Here is a 24,514-nt window from a genome sequence, read left to right on the forward strand (position 1 = left end):
CTACTGTGCGACCTGGTCGAAGATGTACGGCTTGGGCTGCTGCGCGGCGTGCGGGTGCTCCGCGCCGGCGTAGACCTTCAGCTTCTTGAGCTGCTCGCGGCCGAGGGTGTTCTTCGGCAGCATGCCGCGGATCGCCTTCTCGACGGCGCGGGTGGGGTGCTTCTCGAGCATCTCCGGGTAGGAGGTCGCCGTCAGGCCGCCCGGGTAACCCGAGTGACGGTAGTAGACCTTCTTCGCGAGCTTCGAACCGGTCAGGGCGACCTTGTCGGCGTTCACGATGATGACGAAGTCACCCATGTCCATGTGCTGGGCGAAGGTGGCCTTGTGCTTGCCGCGCAGGAGCGCCGCGGCGTGGGTGGCGAGACGGCCGAGGACGACGTCGGTGGCGTCGATGACGATCCAGTCGTGCTGGACGTCTGCCGGCTTCGGTGAGAACGTGCGAGTCACAGGAGTGCTGCTTTCGTGTCGAGGTGAGGAGTCCGTGAATCCCACTCCGGTCGGGAGTTCCACGGGCAGAAGCACGGGGAACACCTCGGTTGGAGGGCTCATCTGACTGTCCGCGCGCGGGGCGCACAGACCAAGGTGAGATCCTAGCCGACGCGGGGTACGCCGGTCAAACGCGTCCCGCTGCCGGCCTGGAGGTGCGGGGCGGCCCCGCACCGCGCCTCCCGTCCGCCCTGGCGGCACCTCCACCGCCCATGGTGTGCAGCAATGGTCGGGTCCGCTGTTCGAACCCGACCATTCCTGCTCACGAAGTGCGCCCGCGGGGCGTGGGGACTACTCCGCAGCCACAGCCCGACGTCGGCGACGCACGACCAGCACACCCGCACCCGCCGCGAGCAACAGGAACGCCACCAACGCACCGGCACCGAGCCCTGCGGCACCCGTGAACGCGAGCTGCCCGTCCGTGGTGATCGTGATCGGGGTCCACCCGATCAGACTCCCGTCCGCAGCCGTCACCGCCAACCGGTGCACCCCAGCAACCGTGTCCGACGGGATCGTCACCCGAACCGTCCCGTCAGCAGCCACCACCGCGGTACCGATCAACGTCGGGGTCGAGAACAACCACACGTTCACCGTGTCACCGGCCGACGCCGTGCCGACCGTCACCGTGATCGTCTCCCCCGCACGAGCGGTCGCCGGAGCAGAGATCCCACCACGGTTCGCCTCCGTCAACAGCGACTCCGACGGCGCCACCGGAGCGACCGGCGGGGTGTTGCCGTCGACCGGCGGCACCGGGGCCGGCGTCGGGGTCGGGGCCGGGTTCGGGTTCGGCACCGGCGTCGGGTCCGTGCCCGCGGCGTCGAGGTCGAACCCGACCAGGATCGGGTCGTGGTCGCTCGCCCGGTACACGTCGTCGTTGTACAGGTTCGTGGCGTTGTAGTTGTAGCGGCTGTACTCCAGGCCCACCGACTCGACCGAGTTGATGTTCCAGATGTCCACGCCCGTGACCGTCTCGAGCGCAGCCTCCGACGCGAACACGTGGTCGAGCGAGCCGCTCAGGCCGGAGAACACGTACGAGTACTCGGTGCTGTCGAGCGCCGGGCCGAGGTCGGTGTAACCGGCCTCGTCGAGGACCACCACCGGGTCCTCCTTGCTGTAGGCGTTGAAGTCGCCGAGCATGAACACCTTGTCGGTGCCGTACTGCTCCTGCATGTCGGTGGAGAACGTCACCAGGGCCTTCGCCTGCTCGACGCGGTCGGCGTTCGACGCACCCTGCCCGTCGCCCTGGTCGGCGTTCTCGCCGGTGCCGGAGCCCTTGGACTTGAAGTGGTTCGCGATCACCAGGAAGTCGTCGTCCGCGGTGCCGCCGACCGGGCGGAACGCGTCCGCGACGGGCTGGCGGGCGTTCGTGAACGCGTCGTCGAGCAGGATCGTCGACTCGCCGACGGGCTCGACGCGGTCCTTCTTGTAGATCAGGGCGAGGCGGATGACGTCCTCGCTCGCGGGCACGACGGCCGGGGACTTCGCGTAGGCCCAGGTGTCCTGGCCGGTGGCGGCGTTGAGCGCGTCGACCAGGGTGGCCACGGCGGCGTCACGGTCCTGACCGAAGCGGACGGAGTTCTCGATCTCCTCGAGCGAGACGACGTCGGCGTCCAGGCCGTTGATCGCCTTGACGATCTTGACCTGCTGGCGCAGGAAGTCCTCCTGCTCGGCGGCTCCGCGGGCGTCGCAGCCCGAGTTCACCGTGACGGGGTCTCCGGCACGGTCCGTGTAGTACTTGCAGCCGGTGAGCTCGTCGCCCGTGGTCGGGAAGTAGTTGAGGACGTTGAAGCCGGCGAGCTTCAGGTCACCGCCGACGTCCTGCGGTGCCGGCTGGCGCACCTTCGAGAACGACGCAGGCAGTTCGGCGGCCGGGGTCGCACCCGTGATCGGCGCGGTCGGCTGGAACTTCCACCCGTTGTTGCGGTAGTCCAGGACGACCGGCTCGGTGAAGGTGGCGGCGGCCCCGACGGTGACCGGGCCCTGGGTGAGCCACGACACCGGGATGCCCTGGTTCGCCTGGGTCAGGAAGTTGGTGCTCGCGCCGTCGTCGAGCGTGACCTTGCGCGCGGCGTTGTCGGCCTCGACGGCCTTCGCCGCGGCGCTGCCCGGGCGGCCGACCTCGGTCGGCTGGATCAGACGCTTCGTGCCGCTGGCGAGCACGACCTCGCCGTACTGGTTCGTCGTGTAGTTGTCGGCGACGGTGTACGCCCCCTGGGGAGCGACGAGCATGCTCTCGAGCGACTCGCGCTGGGCGTCGGACGACGGGAACGCGACCGCGGCCGGCTGCGGTGCCGCGACGCTGTCGTCGAGCTGCTGCAGCGACGAGGCCCCGGACACCGTGAGCTCGGTCAGGCCGAAGTACTCGGACACGGCGCCGGTGACCCGCACGTGGTCGCCCTCGTGCACCAGCCCGGCGGTGGCGGACGAGAAGACGAACACGGCGTCGGACGCGGTGTGGGCGGCGAGGTCGATCGCGCCGCCGGTGCCCGGGGTCTGGATCGTGTAGCCGTTGAAGCCGCCGGTGTCGTAGACCGCGGTGACGACGCCGTCGGTCGTGACGTTCTTGCCGGCGTACGGCGAGGTGTCCGTGGTGCCCTGCAGCTGGGCGATGGTCACCGTCTCGGCGGGGGTGCCGGGCGTGGGCGTCCCGCCGTCACCCGGGTCGGTCGGTTCCGTGGGCGCGGTCGGTGCCGTGGTCTCGCCCGCGGCGTTCCGCGGGGTGAGCGTCGTCGTGACCGAGAAGTCCGCACCGTTGACGTCGGTGTCCGTGGTGCCCTGGCGGACCAGGCCGTTCGGCACGGAGTTGTCCCCGGTCACGGTGCGCACGGTCGACTCGTACGTGTTCGAGGCGCCGTAGCCGAGCAGGTCGACCACGCCGTCGGTGCCGGTGGCGACGGGTCCGGCGGCGAGCGCCAGGGGTGCGGTGGCGTCGGACAGCACGAGCGTGCCGGTGGTGCCCGACGGGTTGAGCGTCGCGGTGTCGTCGGCTGCGGGCAGGTCCTCGCCAGCCGGGCTGGCCCCGCCGTTGCCCGCCATCGACACCAGGAAGGTGCCCTTCGCCGGCACGGTGCCCTGGAGCGCACTGGCCGAGAACGTGCCGGCGCCCGTGGCGGACCGGTACTGCAACGACCACCCGTCGAGCGACACGGCGGCGTCGGTCGGGTTGCCGATCTCGACGAACTTCTCGTTGTAGAACGCGCCCTTGCTCCCCGCCTTCAGGTAGGCCTCCTCGATGACGAGGCCGGTCCCCTCGGGGTCCGCGGTCGCTGCGGTGACGGTGACGAGTGGGGCCGCGAGGAGCGTCGCGGCCGCCGTGGCGCACAGCAGAGTGCGCCCGAGGGTGTTGGCCATGCCCGCACGCTACCGACCTGCGGGGACATTCAGGTTGCGTCGAGGTAAATGATTGCGTTCGGCAACATCCGCCGATCGCGCCGCATCAGCCGATCGGCATCCAGGTCCCGCCCACACGTCGGACCGCCGGTCCGTGTCCCGGCAGCACGAGGGCCGGGAACGGCAGCGCCCGTGCCGACTCGAGCGCGCGGTCCTGGTCGGCGGTGAAGAACGGTGTGATCATCCGCGGGCGCGGGGCCCACGACCCCGGCTGGGTGTCGTGTCGGCTGACGACCGCGTCGCCCGTGACGATCGCATCCGCCGCGGGCAGCAGGTACGCGGTCGAGCCGTCGGTGTGGCCGACGGCCGGGAACGGCGAGATCGCCCGACCTGCGAAGTCCGCACCGGTGAACGCGCGAGCGGACGGCACGGTGGTGGGTCGCAGGGCGTCGGATCGGATGGCCCGCGCCAGCCAGGCGAGCACGCGGGGGCTGGCGAGTCGGCCGCCGATCTCCGCCGGCGTGACCTGCTGCCGTTCCGGTCCGCGCACGTTGGCGAGCTCGTCGGCGTGGGCGAGCACCTCGACGTCGGGGTGCCGCTCGAGGATCCCGGGGATGCCGCCGACGTGGTCGACGTGCCCGTGCGTCACGTAGACGCGACGCAGGTCTGCGGGGTCGTGTCCGGCGGCGCGCACGGTGTCGAGCACGAGGTCGGTGTCGGCCGGGTACCCGGCGTCGATCAGCGCGACGCCGTCCTCCTCCGCCAGCACCACCCAGTTGGACACCGGGCCCTCGACGAAGACGACTCCGGGGGCGACGGACACGACGGAACGGGGTTCGCGCGGGCTCATCCCTCGACGGTACCGTCCACCGACCGTCGGGCCCGGGTCTGCTCCGCCCGCTCCGCGAGCTCCGCGTCCGCCGGGTACCCCACCTCGGTCAGCGTCAGTCCCTTCGCCGGCGCCGTCTTGAAGGCGCTCGTGCGCTCCTCGGCGACGCGCAGTTCCTCGAGGCGGTCCGGGCCGAAACGGCCCTCGCCCACGGCGATGGTCGCGCCGACCATCGCCCGCACCATCGAGTGGCAGAAGGCGTCAGCCTGGAGGCGCGCCACCAGCACACCGTCCGGCTCGCGGTCCCAGCGGAACTGCTGCAACGTCCGGATCGTCGTCGCCCCCTCGCGCGGCTTGCAGAACGTCGCGAAGTCGTGCAGCCCGAGCAACGTCAGCGCACCGCGCTCCATCGCTGCCGGATCGAGCCGCGCCGCGTGCCAGACCGTGTGCCCACGACGACGTGGATCGCGCGGGGCGTCGGCGTCCGCGATCCGGTACTCGTACCGGCGCCAGAGCGGGGAGAACCGCGCGTCGAACCCGGCGGGCGCCACCGAGGCACCGGTGACGACGACGTCCCCCTCGGGTGCCGCGATGCCGTTGACCCGCTTGAGCAGCCCGTCGAGCGGTGAGCGGCCCGTCCCGCGCTTGGCGGTGAGCGCTGCCCACTGCTCCGCCGACAGGTCCAGGTGTGCGACCTGCCCCGTGGCGTGCACCCCGGCGTCGGTGCGTCCGGCGACGGTGAGCAGCGGCGGTTCGCCCCAGCGGGTGAAGACGGTGGCGAGTGCGGTCTCGAGCGCGCCCTGCACGGTCCGGAGCCCGGGCTGCCGGGCCCACCCGGAGAACGCCGCCCCGTCGTAGGCGATGTCCAACCGCAGCCGCACGTCGCCCGTGCTGTCGGGGTCCTGGAAGCCGACCGTCTCGTCCACGTGACCACCGTAGCGGGGGTGATCCGCGCCTCCCGGCCCGCGCTGGATCTGCCGGACGGCGACCGCCCGCGCCCGCTCAGCCCCGCGGACGACCGAACGCCGACGGACCCGTCCGGGTGTCGAGGTCGTCGGTGGCGCGTCGCTCGGACTCGACGATCCCGCGCAGGGCGACGAGCGCGGCCGAGGCGACCGCGACGTGGGAGGGGTTCTCACGCGAGGCGTCGAGCGCTGCCTCGAGTCGAGCGATGGCTTCTTCGGCCTGGTCCTCCGGGGAGTCCCCGCGGATCGTGCTGGCGATCTTCCGCAGGGCCTCGGCGATGGGGGTGGCGAACGCCGGGTCCGGACGCCCGACGCCCTCGGACACCGGGCCGGAGCGTGCCACGAGCTCGGTGAGGTCGGTCGTGTACCAGGCGACCCGCTCCAGGGCCCGGAAGCGTCCGCCGTCCTTCTGGAGCCGCGCTCGCGACCCGCGCAGTGCACCACGGGGGTTGAGCCGTCGGCTCTCGTGCGCGATCGCCACCCGCGACCGCACGTCCGCGATCGCGCGGTCCAGGCGGTCCTGCTGGTGGTCCCACACCTTCTCGTCGCGCTTGCCCTCCTCGAGCACGGCCGCCAGCCCGTCGAGGTGGTCCGCCAGCACACCGTTCACCGCGTCGATGCGGTGTTCGGCGTCCCAGAAGTGCAGCGGCGGGAACACCAGGAAGTTGACCAACAGTCCGATGACGACCCCCACGGCCATCTGCACGAGGTAGCCGAGCGAGTAACCCTCGGCGTTCGCGCCACCGACGAGCAGCACGAAGAGCGCCGCGGTGGACACCCACGAGCTGCCCTCCCCCAGCACGCGGAACCCGCCGACCAGCACCCCGACACCGACCGCGAGCGCGATCGCGAGGAAGCCGGGGTCGCCGACCCACATCGTGAACGCGGCGATGAGGATGCCGAGGGCGATCCCGACCAGGGTCTGCACGCCACTCCGGATGCCCGCGAACACCGTGGTCTGCATCGCGACGACGGCACCGAGTGGTGCGTAGTACGGGTACTCGGCCGCGACGCCCGGGATGTGCCGCGCCACGAACCACGCGATCACGGCGGCGGCGGCGGCCTTGCCGGCGTGCAGCAGGCGCGGCTGCGTGCCCGAGGTCCGGCTCCACCGCCAGACCCTCGTCCCCAGACCCGCAACGTGCTGGAACGCCATGACTTCCTTCCCTCGCACCCGGCCGGGGACGTTACGCCGAGCCGTCCGTGCCCGTGACCAGCCTCGGACGCGAGGAAGCCCCCGCGACCTGGGTCGCGGGGGCTTCCTCGTGGTGGTGCAGCGCCCCGGAGGGCACCGGACTACTTGGTGTCGGCGTCGTCCGACTTCTCGGCGGCGTCGGCCTCGACCTCGGCAGCAGCTTTGGTCTCGGACTCGGTCTCGACCGGGGCGGACTCCTCGGTGGTCTCGGTCTCCTCGACCGGGGCCTCCTCGGTGGTCTCGTCAGCGGCGGGCTCGTCGACCGGGGCGGCAGCAGCGGCCGGAGCCGAGTTGCGCTTGACCGGAGCGGGCGTGCTCGAGACGGGCTCGAGGACGAGCTCGATCGACGCCAGCGGGGCGTTGTCGCCCTTGCGGAAGCCGAGCTTCGTGATGCGGGTGTAACCGCCCTGGCGGTCCTCGACCTGGGGGGCGATCTCGGTGAACAGCGTGTGCACGACGGACTTGTCGCGCAGGATGCTGATCACACGACGACGCGCGTGCAGGTCGCCGCGCTTCGCGAACGTGATGAGACGCTCGGCGACCGGACGGAGGCGCTTGGCCTTCGTCTCGGTGGTCGTGATGCGACCGTGCGTGAAGAGGGCGTTGGCGAGGTTGCTCAGGAGCAGGCGCTCGTGGGCGGGACCGCCACCGAGGCGGGGGCCCTTGGTGGGCTTCGGCATGTCAGTTCTCCAGTGGTGAAAGTGGTGCGCGCGGTGTCAGCGCGCTTGCGCGTGAGCGCGAGGTCAGTTGTTGGACTCGTCCTCGTCGTACCCGCTGTAGAAGTGGGCGCCGTCGAATCCGGGGACGGTGTCCTTGAGGGACAGGCCGAGCTCGGTGAGCTTGTCCTTGACCTCGTCCACCGACTTCTGACCGAAGTTGCGGATGTTCATGAGCTGCGTCTCCGACAGGGCGACGAGCTCGGACACCGTGTTGATGCCCTCCCGCTTCAGGCAGTTGTAGCTGCGGACCGACAGGTCGAGGTCCTCGATCGGGGTCTGCAGTTCGTTCGAGAGCACGGCATCGACCGGCGCGGGGCCGATCTCGATGCCCTCGGCCGCCGTGTTGAGCTCGCGAGCGAGCCCGAACAGCTCGACCAGCGTGCGACCGGCCGACGCGATGGCGTCGCGCGGCGTGATGGCCGGCTTCGCCTCGACGTCGACGACCAGGCGGTCGAAGTCCGTGCGCTCACCGGCACGCGTCGCCTCGACGCGGTAGGTGACCTTGAGGACCGGCGAGTAGATCGAGTCGATCGGGATCTGACCGGCTTCGCTGAACTCGGAACGGTTCTGCGTCGCCGAGACGTAGCCACGGCCACGCTCGATCGTGAGCTCGAGCTCGAAGCGCGCGGTGTCGTTCAGGGTCGCGATGACGAGTTCCGGGTTGTGGATCTCGACGCCGGCCGGAGCGGAGATGTCCGCTGCGGTGACCTGACCGGCACCCTGCTTGCGCAGGTACGCCGTGATGGGCTCGTCGTGCTCGCTGGAGACGACCAGGCTCTTGATGTTGAGGATGATCTCGGTGACGTCTTCCTTGACACCGGGAACGGTGCTGAACTCGTGGAGGACGCCGTCGATGCGGATGCTGGTGACAGCCGCGCCGGGGATCGAGGAGAGGAGCGTGCGGCGCAGCGAGTTGCCGAGGGTGTAACCGAAGCCCGGCTCGAGCGGCTCGATGACGAAGCGCGAGCGGTGCTCGGAGATCGGCTCCTCGGTCAGGGTGGGGCGCTGTGCAATGAGCACTGTGGGATTCCTTTCGGCGAAGTGTCCGCTATATGACACTTGGCGGTACGACGGGGCCGCATGGGCCCCGACGGGTCTGTTGAGTTGTGATCACGCGCACACACGTGCGCGATCGAACGACCAGGAATGGCCGCGGGCCCTGCCCGCCCTCGCCGGAACGGATCCGGTCAGGGGACGAGCAGGGCGCGGCCGGTTGCTCCTCGCGTCAGACGCGACGGCGCTTGGGCGGGCGGCACCCGTTGTGCGCCTGCGGCGTGACGTCGTTGATCGAGCCGACCTCGAGGCCAGCGGCCTGGAGGGAGCGGATCGCGGTCTCGCGACCCGAACCCGGGCCCTTCACGAAGACGTCGACCTTCTTGACGCCGTGCTCCTGCGCCTGACGCGCAGCGGACTCGGCGGCGAGCTGCGCCGCGAACGGCGTCGACTTGCGCGAACCCTTGAAGCCCACGGCACCCGAGGACGCCCAGCTGAGGACGGCACCCGACGGGTCGGTGATGCTGACGATCGTGTTGTTGAACGTGCTCTTGATGTGGGCCTGGCCCACAGCGACGTTCTTCTTCTCCTTGCGGCGCGGCTTGCGCGCGGCAGTCTTGGGGGTAGCCATCGGGGTCTCCTATCGAGCCTTCTTCTTGCCTGCCACGGTGCGCTTCGGGCCCTTGCGGGTACGAGCGTTGGTCTTGGTGCGCTGACCGCGCACCGGGAGACCACGACGGTGGCGGAGACCCTCGTAGCTGCCGATCTCGACCTTGCGGCGGATGTCGGCGGCGACCTCACGGCGGAGGTCACCCTCGACCTTGAAGTTGCCCTCGATGAAGTCACGGAGGGCGACGAGCTGGTCGTCGGTCAGGTCCTTGACGCGGATGTCACCGGAGATACCGGTCTCCGTCAGTGCCTGGACGGCGCGGGTACGGCCGACGCCGTAGATGTACGTGAGTGCGATCTCCACGCGCTTCTCGCGCGGGATGTCGACGCCTGCTAGACGTGCCATGTGATGGCTGCTCCTGTTGTCGATGGAGGTGTGGCGCAGTACCGGTGCTCGGGCCTCCGCCCCGAGGTGTCCCCCAGCCGTCGTGCGACCGGGTTCTGGTACTGCGTTGTCGATCTTCAGTTGTGGGTCGTGCTCGAGCAGCCTGGTGTCCGAGGGACACCGGTGCCGGTCACGCACCCGGGACTAGCCCTGGCGCTGCTTGTGACGCGGGTTGCTCTTGCAGATCACCATGACGCGGCCCTTGCGGCGAATCACACGGCAGTGTTCGCAGATGGGCTTGACGCTGGGGTTGACCTTCATGGTTCTTTCCTCGTGCTCGCTGGCTTCGTGCTCGGCAGGATTGCCGTGCCGTTCCTTTCCAGCTCGCGGATCACTTGTAGCGGTAGACGATCCGGCCGCGGGTCAGGTCGTACGGGCTCAGCTCCACGATCACGCGGTCCTCGGGGAGGATGCGGATGTAGTGCTGGCGCATCTTCCCGGAGATGTGCGCGAGGACCTTGTGTCCGTTCGTCAGCTCAACGCGGAACATCGCGTTGGGCAGAGCTTCGAGCACCGAGCCTTCGATCTCGATGACGCCGTCTTTCTTGGCCATAGCCTCACTGTCGCTTGGTTGTGGAACAGGTGTGATCCCCGAACCGGTCTGCGGGTCGGTCGCCACACCCGAGAGGGCATGACACACCAAAGATCGATCTTATGTGGTAAACCCGCAATTGCCAAGTGGGGATGCGGAACACCCCACGTCTGGGGCTTCCGGAACCGTGGCTGAGCGTTCCACAGTGGTTTGACGGCGCGCTCAGGGCGCGCACCAGCGCGCGAACCGTACTTTGGCTCCGCAGCCACGTCCGCCGCACCAGCAGTTCGCGCCGGACCACCGAACGGAGAACACGTGCCCGACGCCATCCGACGCCCCTTCGCCAGCCACGGCAAGCAGGCCCGTCGTCAGGGTTGGGGCACGCTCGTCACCGTCGTCGCGGCCACCGTCGCCGTCCTGCTCGTCAGCGGCACCAGCGTCGCCGCGATCGCCGGTGCGCAGCTCGCCACCGCCCCGCAGACCGTCGCACTGAGCACCGACGACCAGAACACCGCCAAGACCGCGGACATCTCGGCGATCAAGGGCGGGGCGAACATCCTGCTCATCGGCAGCGACACCCGGGTCGGCCAGTTCGACTCCGACGAGGACGTCGAGGGCGCCCGCAACGACGTCACGATGCTCATCCACATCTCGGCGGACCACCAGCAGCTCACCGCGGTCAGCTTCCCCCGTGACCTGATGGTCCCGATCCCGGCCTGCACCAACCCCGCGACCGGCACGACCTACCCCGCGTCCACCTCGGCGATGTTCAACACCGCGCTCGGCAACGGCGGTGTCTCCTGCGTCGTGGACACGGTCGAGAACCTGACCGGCCTGAGCATCCCCTACGCAGGGCTCATCACCTTCGACGGCGTGATCGAGATGTCGAACGCCCTCGGCGGCGTGGACGTGTGCGTCGCCGAGCCGATCGACGACACGTTCACCGGCCTGCACCTCACGACGGGCTCGCACTCCCTCGAGGGCTCGGACGCCCTCGCCTTCCTGCGCACCCGCCACGGGGTCGGCGACGGCAGCGACCTCGCTCGCATCAGCTCGCAGCAGGTGTTCCTGTCGGCGCTCCTCCGCAAGGTCACCTCGGACGGCACGCTCTCGAACCCGATCACGCTCTACAAGCTGGCCGGTGCCGCCCTGTCCAACATGACGCTGTCCGACGGCCTGGCCCAGACCGGCACCCTGGTCAAGCTCGCCGCGGCGCTGCGGGGGATGAGCACGGCCAACATGCTCTTCGTGCAGTACCCGGTGGCCGACGACCCCGACGACAGCGCCCGGGTGATCGTCGACCAGGAGACGGCCCACACCCTGAACGTGGCGCTGCAGAACGACGTCCGGTCCTCGCTGAGCGACTCGAGCACCGGTCGCGCGTCCGAGGAGTCGCCGTCGGGCGGCGGGACCTCGACCGGCACCGGGTCGTCCGGCACCACGGGTTCGTCCGGGACCCCGTCGACCGCCGGCACGCCGTCAGCGACGCCGAGCGCGACCGCCACTCGGACGCCGACCGCGTCGGCGACGCCGCTGCCCTCGTCGATCACCGGGCAGAGCGCCTCCGAGGAGACCTGCTCCGTCGGCAACTGACCCGACGCCACGGCGTCCGTCCGGCACTGGTCGGGGCGGGTCCGCGCGAGGTAGGCGACACGTCGGAAGTCAGCCGGGCCTCCCGGCCGTCGCGTCGCGCAGATGCGCGCGTCGCGCAGGTGCGCCGGTCGTCGGCACCGGATCCGGACTGGAGGCCCGTCCTACGGGATCGGGACGGGCGTCACACCCAGCGGGGCCAGGCCCCGAGCGCCGCCGTCGGCGGCCGTGAGCACCCAGATCCCAGCCGCGTGCACCGCGACGCTGTGCTCCCAGTGGGCGGCGTCCGAACCGTCGAGCGTGCGGACGGTCCAGTCGTCGTCGTCCGTCGAGCTGTCGATCGTGCCGGCCGTGACCATCGGTTCGATGGCGACCACCAGCCCCGGCTTGACGGCAGGGCCGGCACCACGGACGCGGTAGTTGAAGACCGGCGGGTCCTCGTGCATCGACCGGCCGATGCCGTGACCGGTGTAGTCCTCGACGATGCCCCACGCGCCGGTCTCGTCGATCGCGTCTTCCACCGCGGAGCCCACCTCGTGCAGGTTCTTCGCGTGGGCGAGCGCGGCGATGCCGTGCCAGAGCGACCGCTCGGTCGTGTCGCAGAGCGTCTGCCGCGCTGCGGCGACCGTGGCGTCGCCACCGGGCACGACCGTCGTGAACGCGCTGTCGCCGTTCCAGCCGTCGACCTCGGCGCCGGCGTCCACCGACACGATGTCGCCGGGCGCGAGCACGCGCTCACCGGGGATCCCGTGCACGATCTCGTCGTTCACGGACACGCACAGCGTGTGGCGGTAGCCGGGCACGAGCTGGAAGTTCGGGATCCCGCCGCCGTCACGGATGGTGCGCTCGGCGATCGCGTCGAGTTCGCCGGTCGTGATGCCCGGGCGGATCGCTGCACGGACGGCGTCGAGCGCCTCGGCGGTCAGCAGGCCCGCACGGACCATCGCCCGGAGCTCCTCCGGGGTCTTGTAGATCGAGGGCTTCTTGAACCGCACCACGCTGGTCAGACGGTCGCGGAGAGCCCGCGGCCCGCCAGTGCCGTCTGGATGCGGTCGCCGACCTCGTCGATCGCGCCGAGGCCGTCGACGTCGACCACCAGGCCACGCTCGCCGTACGCCGCCACGATGGGCGCCGTCTGCTCGGCGTACACCTGCTGACGGCGACGGATCGTCTCCTCGTTGTCGTCGCTGCGACCCTGGTCCTCGGCACGCTTGAGCAGGCGGCCGACGAGCTCGTCCTGGTCGGCGACGAGCTGCACGACGGCGTCGATCGCGGTGCCCTGCTCGGCGAGCAGCGCGTCGAGGTACTCGACCTGACCGACCGTGCGCGGGTACCCGTCCAGCAGGAACCCGTGCTCGGCGTCGGGCTCCTGCAGCCGGGACTTCACGAGCTCGTTCGTCAGGGAGTCCGGCACGTAGTCGCCGGCGTCCATGATCGCCTTCGCCTGCACGCCGAGTGGGGTGCCGTCTGCCACGTTCTTGCGGAAGATGTCCCCGGTCGAGATCGCGGGGATCCCGAGGGAGTCAGCGATGCGGCCGGCCTGGGTGCCCTTCCCGGCTCCGGGAGGTCCGACGATGATGAGACGTGCGCTCAACGGAGAAGCCCTTCGTAGTGACGCTGCTGCAGCTGCGAGTCGATCTGCTTCACGGTCTCGAGACCGACACCCACGATGATGAGGATGCTCGCGCCACCGAACGGGAAGTTCTGGTTCGCGCCGAACAGCGCCAGTGCTGCCAGCGGGATGAGCGCGATGAGACCGAGGTAGAGCGAGCCGGGCAGCGTCACCCGGGTGAGGACGTAGTCGAGGTACTCGGCGGTCGGACGACCGGCACGGATGCCGGGGATGAACCCGCCGTACTTCTTCATGTTGTCGGCGACCTCTTCGGGGTTGAAGGTGATCGCCACGTAGAAGTACGTGAACCCGACGATGAGCAGGAAGTACAGGACCATGTAGAACCAGTTGTCACCCGAGGTCAGGTTGTTCTGGATCCAGGTCACCCACGCGGCCGGCTCGGAGCCGTCCGAGGGCTGGTTGAACTGCGCGATCAGAGCCGGCAGGTACAGCAGTGACGAGGCGAAGATGACGGGCACGACGCCGGCCATGTTGACCTTGATGGGGATGTAGGTGTTGTTGCCGCCGTACGTCCGCCGCCCGACCATGCGCTTGGCGTACTGCACGGGGATCCGCCGCTGTGACTGCTCGACGAACACGACGGCCATCATGATCACGAGTCCGACCAGGATCACGAACAGGAAGAGCTCGAACGACTGCGACTGCTCGATCGCCCAGAGCGCCGACGGGAACTGCGCCGCGATCGACGTGAAGATCAGGAGCGACATGCCGTTGCCGATGCCGCGCTCGGTGACGAGCTCGCCCATCCACATGATGAGGCCGGTGCCGGCGGTCAGCGTGACGACCATCAGCATGATGGCGTACCAGCTGTCGTTCGAGATGATCGAGGTGCAGGACGCGGAGGCGTTGGTGCCGAACAGGGCGCCGGAGCGAGCGACCGTGATCAGCGTCGTGGACTGCAGGACACCGAGTGCGATCGTGAGGTAGCGCGTGTACTGCGTCAGCTTCGCCTGGCCCGACTGGCCCTCCTTGTAGAGGGTGTCGAAGTGCGGGATGACCACACGCAGGAGCTGCACGATGATCGACGACGTGATGTACGGCATGATGCCGAGCGCGAAGACCGAGAGCTTCAGCAGCGCGCCGCCGGAGAAGAGGTTGATGAGGTCGTAGAGACCGCCGGAGGACGACGCGCTGGCGAGACAGCTCTGCACGGCGGCGTAGTCGACGAACGGTGCCGGGATGTACGACCCGAGACGGAACAGCGCGATGATCGCGAGGGTGAAGCCGATCTTCTTGCGAAGATCAGGGGTGCGCATGATGCGCGCGACCGCTCTGAACACGATGACTCCGAACTTGTGGGACCGGGGCCGTCGATCGCGGCCGGACCGGTTTCGGTCGGCAGGGCCGACCTGGCCGACGGATGCCGGCCACTGTCAAGGAAACCGTAACGGCGGCCCGTGCGCAAACGCACGGGCCGCCGACGGGGGTTACTGGGAGACGGTGCCGCCAGCAGCCACGATCTTCTCGGCGGCGGACGCCGAGACCTTGTCGACCGTGACCGTGATCTTCACGGTGATGTCACCCTGACCGAGAACCTTGACCTTCTCGTTCTTGCGGACGGCGCCCTTGGCGACCAGGCCCGCAACGGTGACGTCGCCACCATCGGGGTAGAGCTCCGAGATCTTGTCCAGGTTCACGACCTGGTACTCGACCCGGAACGGGTTCTTGAACCCGCGGAGCTTCGGGGTGCGCATGTGCAGCGGCATCTGCCCACCCTCGAAGCCGACCCGGACCTGGTAACGGGCCTTCGTGCCCTTGGTACCACGCCCAGCGGTCTTGCCCTTCGAGCCTTCACCGCGACCCACGCGGGTGCGGTCCTTCTTGGCGCCCTCTGCGGGACGGAGGTGGTGCAGCTTCAGCACCTGCACGCGCTCGTTCTTCTCGTCGCTCATGCGTCGACCTCCTCGACCTTCACGAGGTGCGCCACCGTCGCGATGTACCCGCGGTTCTGGGAGTTGTCCTCACGCTCGACCGAACGGCCGATGCGCTTGAGGCCCAGGCTGCGCAGGGTGTCGCGCTGGTACTGCTTCTCGCTGATAACGGACTTGATCTGCGTGATCTTCAGCATCGCCATCACGCACCTGCCTTCTCGGTCGCGGCACGCAGGGCTGCGGCCTCGGCCTGGAGCAGACGGGCCGGGACGACCCGCTCGACGTCGAGGCCACGACGGCTCGCGACGGCGCGGGGCTCCTCGAGCTGCTTCAGAGCCTCGACGGTCGCGTGCACGATGTTGATGGTGTTCGACGAGCCGAGCGACTTGCTCAGGACGTCGTGGATGCCGGCGCACTCGAGCACGGCGCGGACCGGACCACCGGCGATGACACCGGTACCGGGGCCGGCCGGACGCAGGAGGACGACGCCAGCGGCGGCTTCACCCTGCACCGGGTGCGGGATCGTGTTGCCGACGCGGGGGACGCGGAAGAAGTTCTTCTTCGCCTCTTCGACACCCTTGGAGATCGCCGTGGGGACCTCCTTGGCCTTGCCGTAGCCGACGCCCACGAGGCCGTTGCCGTCACCGACGACGACGAGCGCCGTGAAGCTGAAGCGACGACCACCCTTGACGACCTTCGAGACGCGGTTGATGGTCACCACGCGCTCGAGGAACTGGCTGTCGCCACCGCGGTTGTTGCGGTCGCGGCCCTGCTGACGGTCACGACCGCCACCACGACGGCCACGGTTGTCAGCGGAGTCGCGGTTGTTGGACGCGGAGCCCGCGGCGGTCTCGACCGGACGCTCGGCGACGGCAGGTGCCTCCGCCTCCTTGCCGGTCTTGGCGCCCTCGGTGGTCGCCTCGGGGGTTGCCTCGGTGGCCGTGGCCTCCGTGCTCGCCTCGGTGGTCTCCGTGGTCTCGACTGCCTCGGTCTCCGTGGCCTCGACGGCCTCGGTCTTGGCGTCTTCGTTGGTGTTCGCGTTGTCGCTCACAGGTTCAGCCCTCCTTCACGGGCACCATCGGCGATCGCGGCGACGCGACCGGCGTACTTGCTGCCACCGCGGTCGAAGACCACGGCCTCGACGCCAGCCGACTTCGCGCGCTCGGCGAGGAGCTCACCGACGCGACGGGCCTTGGCGGTCTTGTCGCCGTCGAACGAGCGGAGGTCTGCCTCCATCGTCGAGGCGCTGGCGAGGGTGTGACCCTTCGAGTCGTCGATGACCTGCACGAACACGTGACGCGACGAGCGGGTGACGGCGAGACGGGGACGAGCCTCGGTGCCGGTGATCTTCTTGCGGAGACGGTTGTGACGACGCGCCTTGGCGGCCGCCTTGCTCTTGCCTCGTGTCTTGAGGAGTCCCATGATCACTTACCTGACTTTCCGGCCTTGCGGCGCACGTTCTCGCCGGCGTAACGGACACCCTTGCCCTTGTAGGGCTCGGGCTTCCGGAGCTTCCGGATGTTCGCGGCGACCTCGCCGACAGCCTGCTTGTCGATACCGGCGACGGTGACCTTGTTGTTGCCCTCCACCGCGAAGCTGATGCCCGCCGGCGGCTCGACCGTGATCGAGTGGGAGTACCCGAGCGCGAACTCGAGGTTCGAGCCCTTGGCCGCGACACGGTAACCGGTGCCGACGACCTCGAGGCCCTTGGTGTAGCCCTGGGTCACGCCGATGATGTTGTTGGCGATGAGGGTCCGGGTCAGTCCGTGGAGCGAACGCGACTCGCGCTCGTCGTCCGGACGGGTGACGAGGACCTGGTTCTCCTCGACCTTGGCCTGGATGGGCTCCGCGATGACGAGCGCGAGCTCGCCCTTCGGGCCCTTGACCGCCACGTTCTGACCGTCAACGGAGACGGTGACGCCGGCGGGGATGTCGATGGGGAGACGTCCGATTCGTGACATTGTCGATCACCACACGTAGGCGAGGACTTCCCCACCCACGCCCTTCTGCTCGGCTTCGCGGTCGGTCAGGAGGCCGGAGGAGGTCGAGAGGATCGCCACGCCGAGGCCACCGAGGACCTGGGGGATCTCCGTCGACTTCGCGTAGACCCGGAGGCCCGGCTTCGAGACGCGCTTGATGCCGGCGATCGAACGCTCGCGCTCGGGGCCGTACTTCAGGTCGATGGTGAGGGTCTGCCCGACTCGGGCATCCTCCACCTTCCACTCGCTGATGTAGCCCTCACGCTTGAGGATGTCGGCGATGTTCTTCTTGAGCTTGGAGCTCGGGAGCGCGACTGCGTCGTGGTGCGCGGAGTTCGCGTTCCGCAATCTGGTCAGCATGTCTGCGACCGGATCGGTCATCGTCATGATGTTCGTCCATTTCTCACCTGGTTTCGACACCCGTTCCACGAATGCCGACCTGAGCGATCGAGTGATCCCGGGGCGGTTCCCCGAGATCGGTGTGTTCGTGCGTGCGGGCCGGAGGACGTGAATCCTCCGGCCCGCACCGCCCGAAGTAGTTTAGACCGTCTGCTCGTTGGAGCGGAACGGGAAGCCGAGCTGACGGAGCAGCGCGCGTCCCTCGTCGTCCGTCTTCGCGGTGGTCACGACAGTGATGTCGAAGCCGCGGACACGGTCGATGCGGTCCTGGTCGATCTCGTGGAACACGGACTGCTCCGTGAGACCGAACGTGTAGTTGCCGTTGCCGTCGAACTGCTTGTCGCTGAGACCGCGGAAGTCGCGGATGCGGGGCAGTGCGAGCGTCACCAGGCGGTCGAGGAACTCCCACGCACGGTCACCGCGGAGGGTGACGTGCGCGCCGATGGCCTGACCCTCGCGCAGCTTGAACTGTGCGATGGACTTGCGGGCGATGTTGACCTGGGGCTTCTGACCCGTGATCGCCGTGAGGTCCTTGATGGCCCCCTCGATGATCTTGGAGTCACGAGCGGCCTCGCCGACACCGGTGTTCACGACGACCTTGACCAGGCCGGGGACCTGGTTGACGTTCGCGTAACCGAATTGCTCGGTGAGGGCCGTCTTGATCTCGGCCAGGTACTTCTGCTTGAGGCGCGGCTGGATATTGCCAGCGGGCGCAGCAGTCGTGTCAGTCATCAGAGCTTCTCACCAGACTTCTTCGCGTAGCGGACACGGACGGTCTTCTTGACGCCGTCCTTCTCCACCTCTTCGGTGCGGAAACCGACACGCGTCGGCTTCTTCGTCTTCGGGTCGACGAGTGCGACGTTCGAGACGTGGATCGAGGCTTCGTGCTGCTCGATGCCACCGGTCTTCGAACCACGCTGCGTCTGACCGACGCGGACGTGCTTCGTGACGAAGTTCACGCCCTCGACGACGACGCGGTTCTTGTCCTTGAGGACCTCGATGACCTTGCCCTGCTTGCCACGGTCGCCGCCACGCTCCTGCGTCGCGCCCGTGATGACCTGGACGAGGTCACCCTTCTTGATGTTCGCCATGGCTTACAGCACCTCCGGCGCGAGCGAGATGATCTTCATGAACTTCTTGTCACGGAGCTCGCGACCGACCGGACCGAAGATGCGCGTACCGCGCGGGTCGCCGTCGGCCTTGAGGATCACTGCCGCGTTCTCGTCGAACTTGATGTAGGAGCCGTCCTGACGACGGGTCTCCTTCTTGGTGCGAACGATGACCGCCTTGACGACGTCACCCTTCTTCACGTTGCCGCCGGGGATGGCGTCCTTCACCGTGGCGACGATGACGTCACCGAGGCCGGCGTAGCGACGACCCGAGCCACCGAGCACGCGGATGGTCAAGATCTCCTTGGCACCCGTGTTGTCGGCGACCTTCAGGCGGGATTCCTGCTGAATCACTGCTGTCTCCTATTCCGAAGCAGGCCGAGGCCTACTTGGCCTTCTCGAGGATCTCGACCAGGCGCCAGCGCTTGGACGCGCTGAGGGGACGGGTCTCGCTGATCACGACGAGGTCGCCGACACCAGCGGTGCCGAGCTCGTCGTGGGCCTTCACCTTGGACGTGCGACGGATGATCTTGCCGTAGAGCGCGTGCTTCACGCGGTCCTCGACCTCGACCACGATGGTCTTGTCCATCTTGTCGCTCGTCACGTAGCCGCGACGCGTCTTGCGGTAGCCGCGAGTGAGGGCGGCGGAGTTCTTCTCTTCGTTCGCCATTACTTCTCCTCGGCGGTCTCGGCCTCGGTCGACTCGGCCGGCTTGTCAGCCTTCTTCGTCGTCTTCTTGGCCTTGGGGGCGGTCTCGACGGGCGCGGGAGTGGCACGGATGCCGAGCTCGCGCTCGCGGAGGACGGTGTAGATGCGGGCGATGTCGCGCTTGACGGCACGGAGACGACCGTGGCTCTCCAGCTGGCCGGTGGCCGACTGGAAGCGGAGGTTGAAGAGTTCCTCCTTGGCCTTCTTCAGCTCGTCAGCGAGACGCTCGTTCTCGAACGTGTCGAGCTCCGTCGGACGGAGCTCCTTGGAACCGATCGCCATTATGCGTCGCCCTCCTCGCGCTTGATGATGCGTGCCTTGAGGGGCAGCTTGTGGATTGCACGAGTCAACGCCTCACGGGCGATCTCCTCGCTGACGCCGGAGAGCTCGAAGAGCACCCGGCCCGGCTTCACGTTCGCGACCCACCACTCGGGCGAACCCTTACCGGAACCCATGCGGGTCTCGGCGGGCTTCTTGGTCAGCGGACGGTCCGGGTAGATGTTGATCCAGACCTTGCCACCACGCTTGATGTGACGCGTCATGGCGATACGAGCGGACTCGATCTGACGGTTGGTCACGTACGCCGGGGTGAGGGCCTGGATGCCGTAGTCGCCGAAGCTGACCTTGGTACCACCGGTGGCCTGACCCGAACGCTTCGGGTGGTGCTGCTTGCGGTGCTTGACTCGACGGGGAATAAGCATGGTTACGCCTCAACTCCTGCGCCGGCCGGCGCGTCCTGCGGGGCCTGCTGCGGACGACGGTCACCGCGGTCGCCGCCACGACGGTCGCCGCCACGGTCGCCACGCTCACCGCGCGGGCCGCCACGACGCTCGGGGCGCGACGAACGCTGGTTCGCCTGCTCGCGAGCGAGCTCCTTGTTCGTGATGTCGCCCTTGTAGATCCAGACCTTCACGCCGATGCGGCCGAACGTGGTCCGGGCCTCGTAGAAGCCGTAGTCGATGTTCGCGCGGAGGGTGTGCAGCGGCACACGGCCTTCGCGGTAGAACTCCGAACGGGACATCTCGGCGCCGCCGAGACGACCCGACACCTGGATGCGGACACCCTTGGCGCCGGCGCGCTGTGCACCCTGCAGGCCCTTGCGCATGGCGCGACGGAACGCGACACGAGCGGAGAGCTGCTCGGCGATGCCCTGCGCGACGAGCTGGGCCTCGGTCTCGGGGTTCTTGACCTCGAGGATGTTCAGCTGGATCTGCTTCTTGGTGAGCTTCTCGAGCTCACCGCGAACGCGCTCCGCCTCGGCGCCGCGGCGGCCGATGACGATGCCCGGACGAGCCGTGTGGATGTCCACGCGGACACGGTCACGGGTGCGCTCGAGCTCGATGCGTGCAACACCGGCGCGGTCGAGGGTCTTCTTCAGGTACTCGCGCACCTTGATGTCCTCGGCCACGTAGTCGGCGTAGCGCTGACCGGCCTTCTTGCTGTCGGTGAACCAGTGCGAGACGTGGTCCGTCGTGATCCCGAGACGGAAGCCGTACGGGTTGACCTTCTGGCCCATTACTTGCTCGCCTTCTTGCTCGTCGCGGCAACCTCGGCCTCGTCGGGCGTCGCGAGGACGACCGTGATGTGGCTGGTGCGCTTGTTGATGCGGAAGGCGCGGCCCTGGGCGCGCGGCTGGAACCGCTTCAGGGTCGTGCCCTCGTCGACGAAGACGCGGCTCACGTAGAGGTCGCGCTCGTCGAGGAAGCTGTTCGTCGAGTCCGCCTTGACCCGTGCGTTCGCGATCGCCGAGGCGACCAGCTTGTACACGGGCTCCGAAGCGCCCTGGGGGGCGAACTTCAGGATGGCGAGGGCCTCGTGGGCCTGCTTGCCGCGGATCAGCTCGATGACGCGACGGGCCTTCTGAGGCGTGACGCGGATGTGTCGCACGCGTGCGATCGACTCCACCATTTCGTTCCTCCTCTGCGTCGCCGCCTCAGCGGCGACGGCCCTTCTTGTCGTCCTTCACGTGACCACGGAAGGTGCGGGTCGGCGCGAACTCGCCGAGCTTGTGACCGACCATCGACTCGGTGACGAACACCGGGATGTGCTTGCGGCCGTCGTGAACGGCGATGGTGTGCCCGAGCATGTTCGGGACGATCATCGACCGACGCGACCACGTACGGATCACGTTCTTGGTGTTGGCCTCGTTCTGCGTGACGACCTTGCGGAGCAGGTGCTCGTCGACGAAGGGGCCCTTCTTCAGACTGCGTGGCATCTTCTGAACTCCTACTTGCGCTTCTTGCCGGCGTTACGGCGACGGACGATGAGCTTGTCGCTCGGCTTGTTCGGCTTGCGCGTACGGCCCTCGGACTGACCCCAGGGGCTGACCGGGTGACGACCACCGGACGTCTTGCCCTCACCACCACCGTGCGGGTGGTCGACCGGGTTCATGGCGACACCACGGACGGTCGGGCGGACGCCCTTCCAGCGCATGCGGCCGGCCTTGCCCCAGTTGATGTTCGACTGCTCGGCGTTGCCGACCTCGCCGATGGTGGCACGGCAGCGTGCGTCGACGTTGCGGACCTCACCCGACGGCAGACGGAGCTGCGCGTAGGGGCCGTCCTTGGCGACGAGACGCACCGAGGCGCCGGCGGAGCGGGCCATCTTGGCGCCGCCACCGGGGCGGAGCTCGATGGCGTGCACGACGGTACCCACGGGGATGTTGCGCAGCGGCAGGTTGTTGCCGGGCTTGATGTCGGCGCCGGGGCCCTGCTCGATGACGTCGCCCTGCTTCAGCTTGTTCGGCGCGATGATGTACCGCTTCGTGCCGTCCACGTAGTGCAGGAGCGCGATGCGCGCAGTGCGGTTGGGGTCGTACTCGATGTGAGCGACCTTGGCGTCGACGCCGTCCTTGTCGGAGCGACGGAAGTCGATCACGCGGTACTGGCGCTTGTGGCCACCACCGATGTGACGCGTGGTGATACGGCCGGAGCTGTTGCGACCACCGGTCTTCGGCAGCGGACGAAGCAGGGACTTCTCCGGAGTCGAACGGGTGATCTCAGCGAAGTCTGCGACCGACGAGCCGCGACGACCGGGGGTCGTCGGCTTGTAGTTACGAATAGCCATGATTTATCCCTCTGGTCCTCAGCCGACAGCCGTGAAGATGTCGATCGAACCGGACTTGAGCGTCACGATGGCGCGCTTGGTGTCCTTGCGCTTGCCGAGACCGAACTTGGTGCGACGGGTCTTGCCCGGGCGGTTCAGCGTGTTGATGCTCGCGACCTTGACGTCGAAGATCTTCTCGATGGCGAGCTTGATCTCGGTCTTGTTCGAGCGGGGGTCCACGATGAACGTGTACTTGCCCTGGTCGATGAGCGCGTAGCTCTTCTCCGAGACGACCGGCGAGATGATGACGTCGCGCGGGTCCTTGTTGAAGCCGCTCATGCGGTGATCTCCTTCGCGGTCTTCGACGCGATGAAGGCGTCGAGGGCGCTCTTGCTGAAGACGACGGCGTCCGAACGCAGCACGTCGTAGGCGTTGAGCTGGCCGTACGAGAGCGCGTGGACGTTCGACAGGTTGCGGATCGACTTGAGCGTCAGCTCGTCGTCCGTCTCGAGCACGACGAGCACGTTCTTGACGGGCGCGACCTTCTCGAGGAGCGTGCGGGCGGTCTTGGTCGACGGCAGTTCAGCCGCGACGAAGCCCTCCACAGCGGAGATGCGGCCACCGCGGGCGCGGTCCGAGAGCGAGCCGAGCAGAGCAGCGGCGATCATCTTCTTCGGGGTGCGCTGCGAGTAGTCGCGCGGGGTCGGTCCGTGGACGACGCCACCGCCGGTGTGCTCCGGAGCACGGACGGAACCCTGACGGGCGCGGCCGGTGCCCTTCTGCTTGAACGGCTTGCGACCGGCACCGCGGACTTCGCCGCGGTTCTTGGTCTTGTGGGTGCCCTGACGCGCGGCTGCGAGCTGCGCGGTGACGACCTGGTGGATCAGCGGGACGTTGGTCTCGACGTCGAAGAGAGCTGCGGGGAGCTCGACGGTGCCGGACTTGGCACCCGATGCGTCGAGGACGTCGATCGTGGTTGCGGTCGTGGTGGCCATGATCACTTACCCTTCACGGCGGTGCGGACGAAGACGGAGCGGCCACGAGCACCGGGGACGGCGCCCTTGACGAGCAGCAGACCCTTCTCGGCGTCGACGGCGTGCACCGTGAGGTTGAGGACGGTCACGCGGTCGCCACCCATACGGCCAGCCATGCGCATGCCCTTGAAGACGCGCGACGGGGTCGAGGAAGCACCGATCGAGCCGGGCTTGCGGTGGTTGCGGTGCGCACCGTGCGAGGCACCGACGCCGTGGAAGCCGTGACGCTTCATGACACCGGCGAAGCCCTTGCCCTTGGAGGTACCGACGACGTCGACCTTCTGGCCCGCCGTGAACGTGCCGTCCACGGTGAGCTCCTGGCCGAGCGTGTACTCAGCGGAGTCGTTGGTACGGATCTCGGTGAGGGTGCGACGCGGGGTCACGCCAGCGGCCTCGAAGTGGCCAGCGGCCGGCTTGTTGACCTTGCGCGGGTCGATGGCGCCGGCGGCGATCTGGATCGCCTCGTAGCCGTCGCGCTCAGCGTTGCGGATCTGGGTGACCACGTTCGGGCCGACCTCGATCACGGTGACGGGGATGAACTTGTTGTTCTCGTCCCACACCTGCGTCATGCCGAGCTTCTTGCCGAGGAGGCCCTTGACGGTCTTGGTTGAGTTCGCCATTGGTCAGCCCCCTTACAGCTTGATCTCGATGTTGACGTCTGCCGGCAGGTCGAGTCGCATGAGCGAGTCCACGGCCTTCGGCGTCGGGTCGACGATGTCGATGACCCGCTTGTGCGTGCGCTTCTCGAAGTGCTCGCGCGAGTCCTTGTACTTGTGAGGGGAACGGATCACTGCGATCACGTTCTTCTCGGTGGGGAGCGGCACCGGGCCGACCACGGTTGCACCGGCACGGGTCACCGTGTCGACGATCTTCCGGGCCGACGTGTCGATGACCTCGTGGTCATACGACTTGAGCCGGATGCGGATCTTCTGTCCCGCCATGTGTCTCTTGTCCTCTCTGCGCCGCGCACCCTCTGGCCGCCTGACGCCGCTCGGTTCCGCATTCCTGCGGACCGTGCTGTTTTCCTGAACCAACCGGCCGCA

Annotated in this window: 35 protein-coding genes; 1 reads left to right on the top strand and 34 read right to left on the bottom strand. The window is 68.4% G+C overall.

What is annotated here, in order from left to right; all coding sequences use genetic code 11:
* From rplM to infA, 11 genes are all read right to left on the bottom strand, one after another.
* Window positions 1–447, bottom strand: a complete 447-nt coding sequence (gene rplM, locus BR70_RS0114960; RefSeq protein ID WP_027466717.1) for a 50S ribosomal protein L13 — start codon at window positions 445–447, stop codon at window positions 1–3.
* A 330-nt stretch (window positions 448–777) separates the two neighbouring features.
* On the bottom strand, window positions 778–3,837 hold the full coding sequence (locus BR70_RS21230) for an ExeM/NucH family extracellular endonuclease (RefSeq protein WP_051596993.1): 3,060 nt from the start codon (window positions 3,835–3,837) through the stop codon (window positions 778–780).
* 85 nt (window positions 3,838–3,922) lie between these two features.
* Window positions 3,923–4,666, bottom strand: coding sequence for an MBL fold metallo-hydrolase (locus tag BR70_RS21235; RefSeq protein WP_035809251.1), 744 nt, complete (start codon window positions 4,664–4,666; stop codon window positions 3,923–3,925).
* On the bottom strand, window positions 4,663–5,571 hold the full coding sequence (gene truA, locus BR70_RS0114975) for a tRNA pseudouridine(38-40) synthase TruA (RefSeq protein ID WP_081827412.1): 909 nt from the start codon (window positions 5,569–5,571) through the stop codon (window positions 4,663–4,665). The genes BR70_RS21235 and truA overlap by 4 nt, the downstream gene beginning before the upstream one ends.
* A 76-nt stretch (window positions 5,572–5,647) precedes the next feature.
* Window positions 5,648–6,766 carry an FUSC family protein gene (locus tag BR70_RS21240; RefSeq protein ID WP_051596994.1) on the bottom strand — a complete coding sequence of 373 codons (1,119 nt, stop codon included), beginning with the start codon at window positions 6,764–6,766 and terminating at the stop codon, window positions 5,648–5,650.
* A 140-nt stretch (window positions 6,767–6,906) separates the two neighbouring features.
* Window positions 6,907–7,485 carry a 50S ribosomal protein L17 gene (gene rplQ, locus BR70_RS0114985; RefSeq protein WP_027466719.1) on the bottom strand — a complete coding sequence of 193 codons (579 nt, stop codon included), beginning with the start codon at window positions 7,483–7,485 and terminating at the stop codon, window positions 6,907–6,909.
* Between the two features lie 63 nt (window positions 7,486–7,548).
* On the bottom strand, window positions 7,549–8,544 hold the full coding sequence (locus BR70_RS0114990) for a DNA-directed RNA polymerase subunit alpha (protein ID WP_017885506.1): 996 nt from the start codon (window positions 8,542–8,544) through the stop codon (window positions 7,549–7,551).
* A 205-nt stretch (window positions 8,545–8,749) separates the two neighbouring features.
* Window positions 8,750–9,148 carry a 30S ribosomal protein S11 gene (rpsK, locus tag BR70_RS0114995; protein ID WP_017885507.1) on the bottom strand — a complete coding sequence of 133 codons (399 nt, stop codon included), beginning with the start codon at window positions 9,146–9,148 and terminating at the stop codon, window positions 8,750–8,752.
* A gap of 9 nt (window positions 9,149–9,157) precedes the next feature.
* Window positions 9,158–9,532 carry a 30S ribosomal protein S13 gene (rpsM, locus tag BR70_RS0115000; protein WP_017885508.1) on the bottom strand — a complete coding sequence of 125 codons (375 nt, stop codon included), beginning with the start codon at window positions 9,530–9,532 and terminating at the stop codon, window positions 9,158–9,160.
* A gap of 183 nt (window positions 9,533–9,715) precedes the next feature.
* Complete coding sequence (gene rpmJ / locus BR70_RS22915; RefSeq protein ID WP_022903266.1) at window positions 9,716–9,832, bottom strand: 50S ribosomal protein L36; 117 nt, start codon at window positions 9,830–9,832, stop codon at window positions 9,716–9,718.
* 70 nt (window positions 9,833–9,902) lie between these two features.
* A complete protein-coding gene (infA, locus tag BR70_RS0115005) occupies window positions 9,903–10,124 on the bottom strand; it encodes a translation initiation factor IF-1 (protein WP_017885509.1) in 222 nt (73 codons plus the stop codon).
* Window positions 10,125–10,418: 294 nt separating this feature from the next.
* On the opposite strand from infA, the gene BR70_RS21245 reads away from it, so the two are divergent.
* Window positions 10,419–11,696, top strand: a complete 1,278-nt coding sequence (locus tag BR70_RS21245) for an LCP family protein (RefSeq protein ID WP_051596995.1) — start codon at window positions 10,419–10,421, stop codon at window positions 11,694–11,696.
* A 161-nt stretch (window positions 11,697–11,857) separates the two neighbouring features.
* Here the strand turns inward: BR70_RS21245 and map are convergent, their stop codons facing one another.
* The 23 genes from map to rpsJ all read right to left on the bottom strand — a co-directional run bounded on the left by map (window position 11,858) and on the right by rpsJ (window position 24,412).
* The gene (map, locus tag BR70_RS0115015; RefSeq protein ID WP_442854649.1) at window positions 11,858–12,691 is read right to left on the bottom strand and encodes a type I methionyl aminopeptidase; all 834 of its coding nucleotides are present in this window, start codon (window positions 12,689–12,691) and stop codon (window positions 11,858–11,860) included.
* Between the two features lie 5 nt (window positions 12,692–12,696).
* A complete protein-coding gene (locus tag BR70_RS0115020; RefSeq protein WP_027466721.1) occupies window positions 12,697–13,287 on the bottom strand; it encodes an adenylate kinase in 591 nt (196 codons plus the stop codon).
* Window positions 13,284–14,606 carry a preprotein translocase subunit SecY gene (gene secY, locus BR70_RS0115025; protein WP_027466722.1) on the bottom strand — a complete coding sequence of 441 codons (1,323 nt, stop codon included), beginning with the start codon at window positions 14,604–14,606 and terminating at the stop codon, window positions 13,284–13,286. Before secY ends, BR70_RS0115020 begins: the two co-directional genes overlap by 4 nt.
* A 147-nt stretch (window positions 14,607–14,753) precedes the next feature.
* Window positions 14,754–15,218 (bottom strand): 50S ribosomal protein L15, encoded by a 465-nt coding sequence (rplO, locus tag BR70_RS0115030; RefSeq protein WP_027466723.1) that lies wholly within the window; start codon window positions 15,216–15,218, stop codon window positions 14,754–14,756.
* Window positions 15,215–15,400, bottom strand: a complete 186-nt coding sequence (gene rpmD, locus BR70_RS0115035) for a 50S ribosomal protein L30 (RefSeq protein ID WP_017885515.1) — start codon at window positions 15,398–15,400, stop codon at window positions 15,215–15,217. The genes rplO and rpmD overlap by 4 nt, the downstream gene beginning before the upstream one ends.
* The gene (rpsE, locus tag BR70_RS0115040) at window positions 15,400–16,248 is read right to left on the bottom strand and encodes a 30S ribosomal protein S5 (protein ID WP_027466724.1); all 849 of its coding nucleotides are present in this window, start codon (window positions 16,246–16,248) and stop codon (window positions 15,400–15,402) included. Before rpsE ends, rpmD begins: the two co-directional genes overlap by 1 nt.
* A complete protein-coding gene (gene rplR / locus BR70_RS0115045) occupies window positions 16,245–16,619 on the bottom strand; it encodes a 50S ribosomal protein L18 (protein ID WP_027466725.1) in 375 nt (124 codons plus the stop codon). The genes rpsE and rplR overlap by 4 nt, the downstream gene beginning before the upstream one ends.
* 2 nt (window positions 16,620–16,621) lie before the next feature.
* Complete coding sequence (gene rplF, locus BR70_RS0115050; protein WP_017885518.1) at window positions 16,622–17,158, bottom strand: 50S ribosomal protein L6; 537 nt, start codon at window positions 17,156–17,158, stop codon at window positions 16,622–16,624.
* Window positions 17,159–17,164: 6 nt separating this feature from the next.
* Complete coding sequence (gene rpsH / locus BR70_RS0115055; protein ID WP_017885519.1) at window positions 17,165–17,563, bottom strand: 30S ribosomal protein S8; 399 nt, start codon at window positions 17,561–17,563, stop codon at window positions 17,165–17,167.
* Window positions 17,564–17,716: 153 nt separating this feature from the next.
* Entirely contained in the window at window positions 17,717–18,307 is a 591-nt protein-coding gene (rplE, locus tag BR70_RS0115060; protein WP_027466726.1) for a 50S ribosomal protein L5, read from the bottom strand.
* Window positions 18,307–18,666: a 50S ribosomal protein L24 gene (gene rplX, locus BR70_RS0115065; protein ID WP_017885522.1), complete on the bottom strand. Its 360-nt coding sequence runs from the start codon at window positions 18,664–18,666 to the stop codon at window positions 18,307–18,309. The genes rplE and rplX overlap by 1 nt, the downstream gene beginning before the upstream one ends.
* Before the next feature lie 3 nt (window positions 18,667–18,669).
* Window positions 18,670–19,038: a 50S ribosomal protein L14 gene (rplN, locus tag BR70_RS0115070; protein ID WP_017885523.1), complete on the bottom strand. Its 369-nt coding sequence runs from the start codon at window positions 19,036–19,038 to the stop codon at window positions 18,670–18,672.
* Window positions 19,039–19,069: 31 nt separating this feature from the next.
* Window positions 19,070–19,354 carry a 30S ribosomal protein S17 gene (gene rpsQ / locus BR70_RS0115075; protein WP_017885524.1) on the bottom strand — a complete coding sequence of 95 codons (285 nt, stop codon included), beginning with the start codon at window positions 19,352–19,354 and terminating at the stop codon, window positions 19,070–19,072.
* Window positions 19,354–19,674 (bottom strand): 50S ribosomal protein L29, encoded by a 321-nt coding sequence (gene rpmC / locus BR70_RS23870; protein WP_017885525.1) that lies wholly within the window; start codon window positions 19,672–19,674, stop codon window positions 19,354–19,356. Before rpmC ends, rpsQ begins: the two co-directional genes overlap by 1 nt.
* Complete coding sequence (gene rplP / locus BR70_RS0115085; protein WP_017885526.1) at window positions 19,674–20,093, bottom strand: 50S ribosomal protein L16; 420 nt, start codon at window positions 20,091–20,093, stop codon at window positions 19,674–19,676. Before rplP ends, rpmC begins: the two co-directional genes overlap by 1 nt.
* A 2-nt stretch (window positions 20,094–20,095) precedes the next feature.
* Window positions 20,096–20,908 (bottom strand): 30S ribosomal protein S3, encoded by an 813-nt coding sequence (gene rpsC / locus BR70_RS0115090; RefSeq protein WP_017885527.1) that lies wholly within the window; start codon window positions 20,906–20,908, stop codon window positions 20,096–20,098.
* Window positions 20,908–21,300, bottom strand: a complete 393-nt coding sequence (gene rplV / locus BR70_RS0115095) for a 50S ribosomal protein L22 (RefSeq protein WP_035809257.1) — start codon at window positions 21,298–21,300, stop codon at window positions 20,908–20,910. The genes rpsC and rplV overlap by 1 nt, the downstream gene beginning before the upstream one ends.
* A 25-nt stretch (window positions 21,301–21,325) precedes the next feature.
* The gene (gene rpsS / locus BR70_RS0115100) at window positions 21,326–21,607 is read right to left on the bottom strand and encodes a 30S ribosomal protein S19 (RefSeq protein ID WP_017885529.1); all 282 of its coding nucleotides are present in this window, start codon (window positions 21,605–21,607) and stop codon (window positions 21,326–21,328) included.
* A gap of 11 nt (window positions 21,608–21,618) precedes the next feature.
* Window positions 21,619–22,458 (bottom strand): 50S ribosomal protein L2, encoded by an 840-nt coding sequence (gene rplB / locus BR70_RS0115105; protein WP_027466728.1) that lies wholly within the window; start codon window positions 22,456–22,458, stop codon window positions 21,619–21,621.
* An 18-nt stretch (window positions 22,459–22,476) separates the two neighbouring features.
* Window positions 22,477–22,776 (bottom strand): 50S ribosomal protein L23, encoded by a 300-nt coding sequence (rplW, locus tag BR70_RS0115110; protein WP_027466729.1) that lies wholly within the window; start codon window positions 22,774–22,776, stop codon window positions 22,477–22,479.
* Window positions 22,773–23,432, bottom strand: a complete 660-nt coding sequence (gene rplD, locus BR70_RS0115115) for a 50S ribosomal protein L4 (protein ID WP_027466730.1) — start codon at window positions 23,430–23,432, stop codon at window positions 22,773–22,775. The genes rplW and rplD overlap by 4 nt, the downstream gene beginning before the upstream one ends.
* Window positions 23,433–23,434: 2 nt before the next feature.
* Complete coding sequence (gene rplC / locus BR70_RS0115120) at window positions 23,435–24,091, bottom strand: 50S ribosomal protein L3 (RefSeq protein ID WP_027466731.1); 657 nt, start codon at window positions 24,089–24,091, stop codon at window positions 23,435–23,437.
* Window positions 24,092–24,103: 12 nt separating this feature from the next.
* Window positions 24,104–24,412, bottom strand: coding sequence for a 30S ribosomal protein S10 (gene rpsJ / locus BR70_RS0115125; RefSeq protein ID WP_017885534.1), 309 nt, complete (start codon window positions 24,410–24,412; stop codon window positions 24,104–24,106).
* Window positions 24,413–24,514 lie beyond the last annotated feature (102 nt).

Source organism: Curtobacterium sp. UNCCL17 (genome assembly GCF_000686685.1).
Taxonomy (GTDB): Bacteria; Actinomycetota; Actinomycetes; order Actinomycetales; family Microbacteriaceae; genus Curtobacterium; species Curtobacterium flaccumfaciens.

Coding starts and splice junctions, on each gene's coding strand:
- BR70_RS21230 (WP_051596993.1), bottom strand. CDS start 3,837: ATGGCCAACACCCTCGGGCGCACTCTGCTGTGCGCCACGGCGGCCGCG.
- BR70_RS21235 (WP_035809251.1), bottom strand. CDS start 4,666: ATGAGCCCGCGCGAACCCCGTTCCGTCGTGTCCGTCGCCCCCGGAGTC.
- BR70_RS21240 (WP_051596994.1), bottom strand. CDS start 6,766: ATGGCGTTCCAGCACGTTGCGGGTCTGGGGACGAGGGTCTGGCGGTGG.
- rplQ (WP_027466719.1), bottom strand. CDS start 7,485: ATGCCGAAGCCCACCAAGGGCCCCCGCCTCGGTGGCGGTCCCGCCCAC.
- rpsK (WP_017885507.1), bottom strand. CDS start 9,148: ATGGCTACCCCCAAGACTGCCGCGCGCAAGCCGCGCCGCAAGGAGAAG.
- rpsM (WP_017885508.1), bottom strand. CDS start 9,532: ATGGCACGTCTAGCAGGCGTCGACATCCCGCGCGAGAAGCGCGTGGAG.
- rpmJ (WP_022903266.1), bottom strand. CDS start 9,832: ATGAAGGTCAACCCCAGCGTCAAGCCCATCTGCGAACACTGCCGTGTG.
- infA (WP_017885509.1), bottom strand. CDS start 10,124: ATGGCCAAGAAAGACGGCGTCATCGAGATCGAAGGCTCGGTGCTCGAA.
- rplO (WP_027466723.1), bottom strand. CDS start 15,218: ATGAGCGACGAGAAGAACGAGCGCGTGCAGGTGCTGAAGCTGCACCAC.
- rpmD (WP_017885515.1), bottom strand. CDS start 15,400: ATGGCGATGCTGAAGATCACGCAGATCAAGTCCGTTATCAGCGAGAAG.
- rplR (WP_027466725.1), bottom strand. CDS start 16,619: ATGGGACTCCTCAAGACACGAGGCAAGAGCAAGGCGGCCGCCAAGGCG.
- rplF (WP_017885518.1), bottom strand. CDS start 17,158: ATGTCACGAATCGGACGTCTCCCCATCGACATCCCCGCCGGCGTCACC.
- rpsH (WP_017885519.1), bottom strand. CDS start 17,563: ATGACGATGACCGATCCGGTCGCAGACATGCTGACCAGATTGCGGAAC.
- rplE (WP_027466726.1), bottom strand. CDS start 18,307: ATGACTGACACGACTGCTGCGCCCGCTGGCAATATCCAGCCGCGCCTC.
- rplX (WP_017885522.1), bottom strand. CDS start 18,666: ATGGCGAACATCAAGAAGGGTGACCTCGTCCAGGTCATCACGGGCGCG.
- rpsQ (WP_017885524.1), bottom strand. CDS start 19,354: ATGGCGAACGAAGAGAAGAACTCCGCCGCCCTCACTCGCGGCTACCGC.
- rpmC (WP_017885525.1), bottom strand. CDS start 19,674: ATGGCGATCGGTTCCAAGGAGCTCCGTCCGACGGAGCTCGACACGTTC.
- rplP (WP_017885526.1), bottom strand. CDS start 20,093: ATGCTTATTCCCCGTCGAGTCAAGCACCGCAAGCAGCACCACCCGAAG.
- rpsC (WP_017885527.1), bottom strand. CDS start 20,908: ATGGGCCAGAAGGTCAACCCGTACGGCTTCCGTCTCGGGATCACGACG.
- rplV (WP_035809257.1), bottom strand. CDS start 21,300: ATGGTGGAGTCGATCGCACGCGTGCGACACATCCGCGTCACGCCTCAG.
- rpsS (WP_017885529.1), bottom strand. CDS start 21,607: ATGCCACGCAGTCTGAAGAAGGGCCCCTTCGTCGACGAGCACCTGCTC.
- rplB (WP_027466728.1), bottom strand. CDS start 22,458: ATGGCTATTCGTAACTACAAGCCGACGACCCCCGGTCGTCGCGGCTCG.
- rplW (WP_027466729.1), bottom strand. CDS start 22,776: ATGAGCGGCTTCAACAAGGACCCGCGCGACGTCATCATCTCGCCGGTC.
- rplD (WP_027466730.1), bottom strand. CDS start 23,432: ATGGCCACCACGACCGCAACCACGATCGACGTCCTCGACGCATCGGGT.
- rplC (WP_027466731.1), bottom strand. CDS start 24,091: ATGGCGAACTCAACCAAGACCGTCAAGGGCCTCCTCGGCAAGAAGCTC.
- rpsJ (WP_017885534.1), bottom strand. CDS start 24,412: ATGGCGGGACAGAAGATCCGCATCCGGCTCAAGTCGTATGACCACGAG.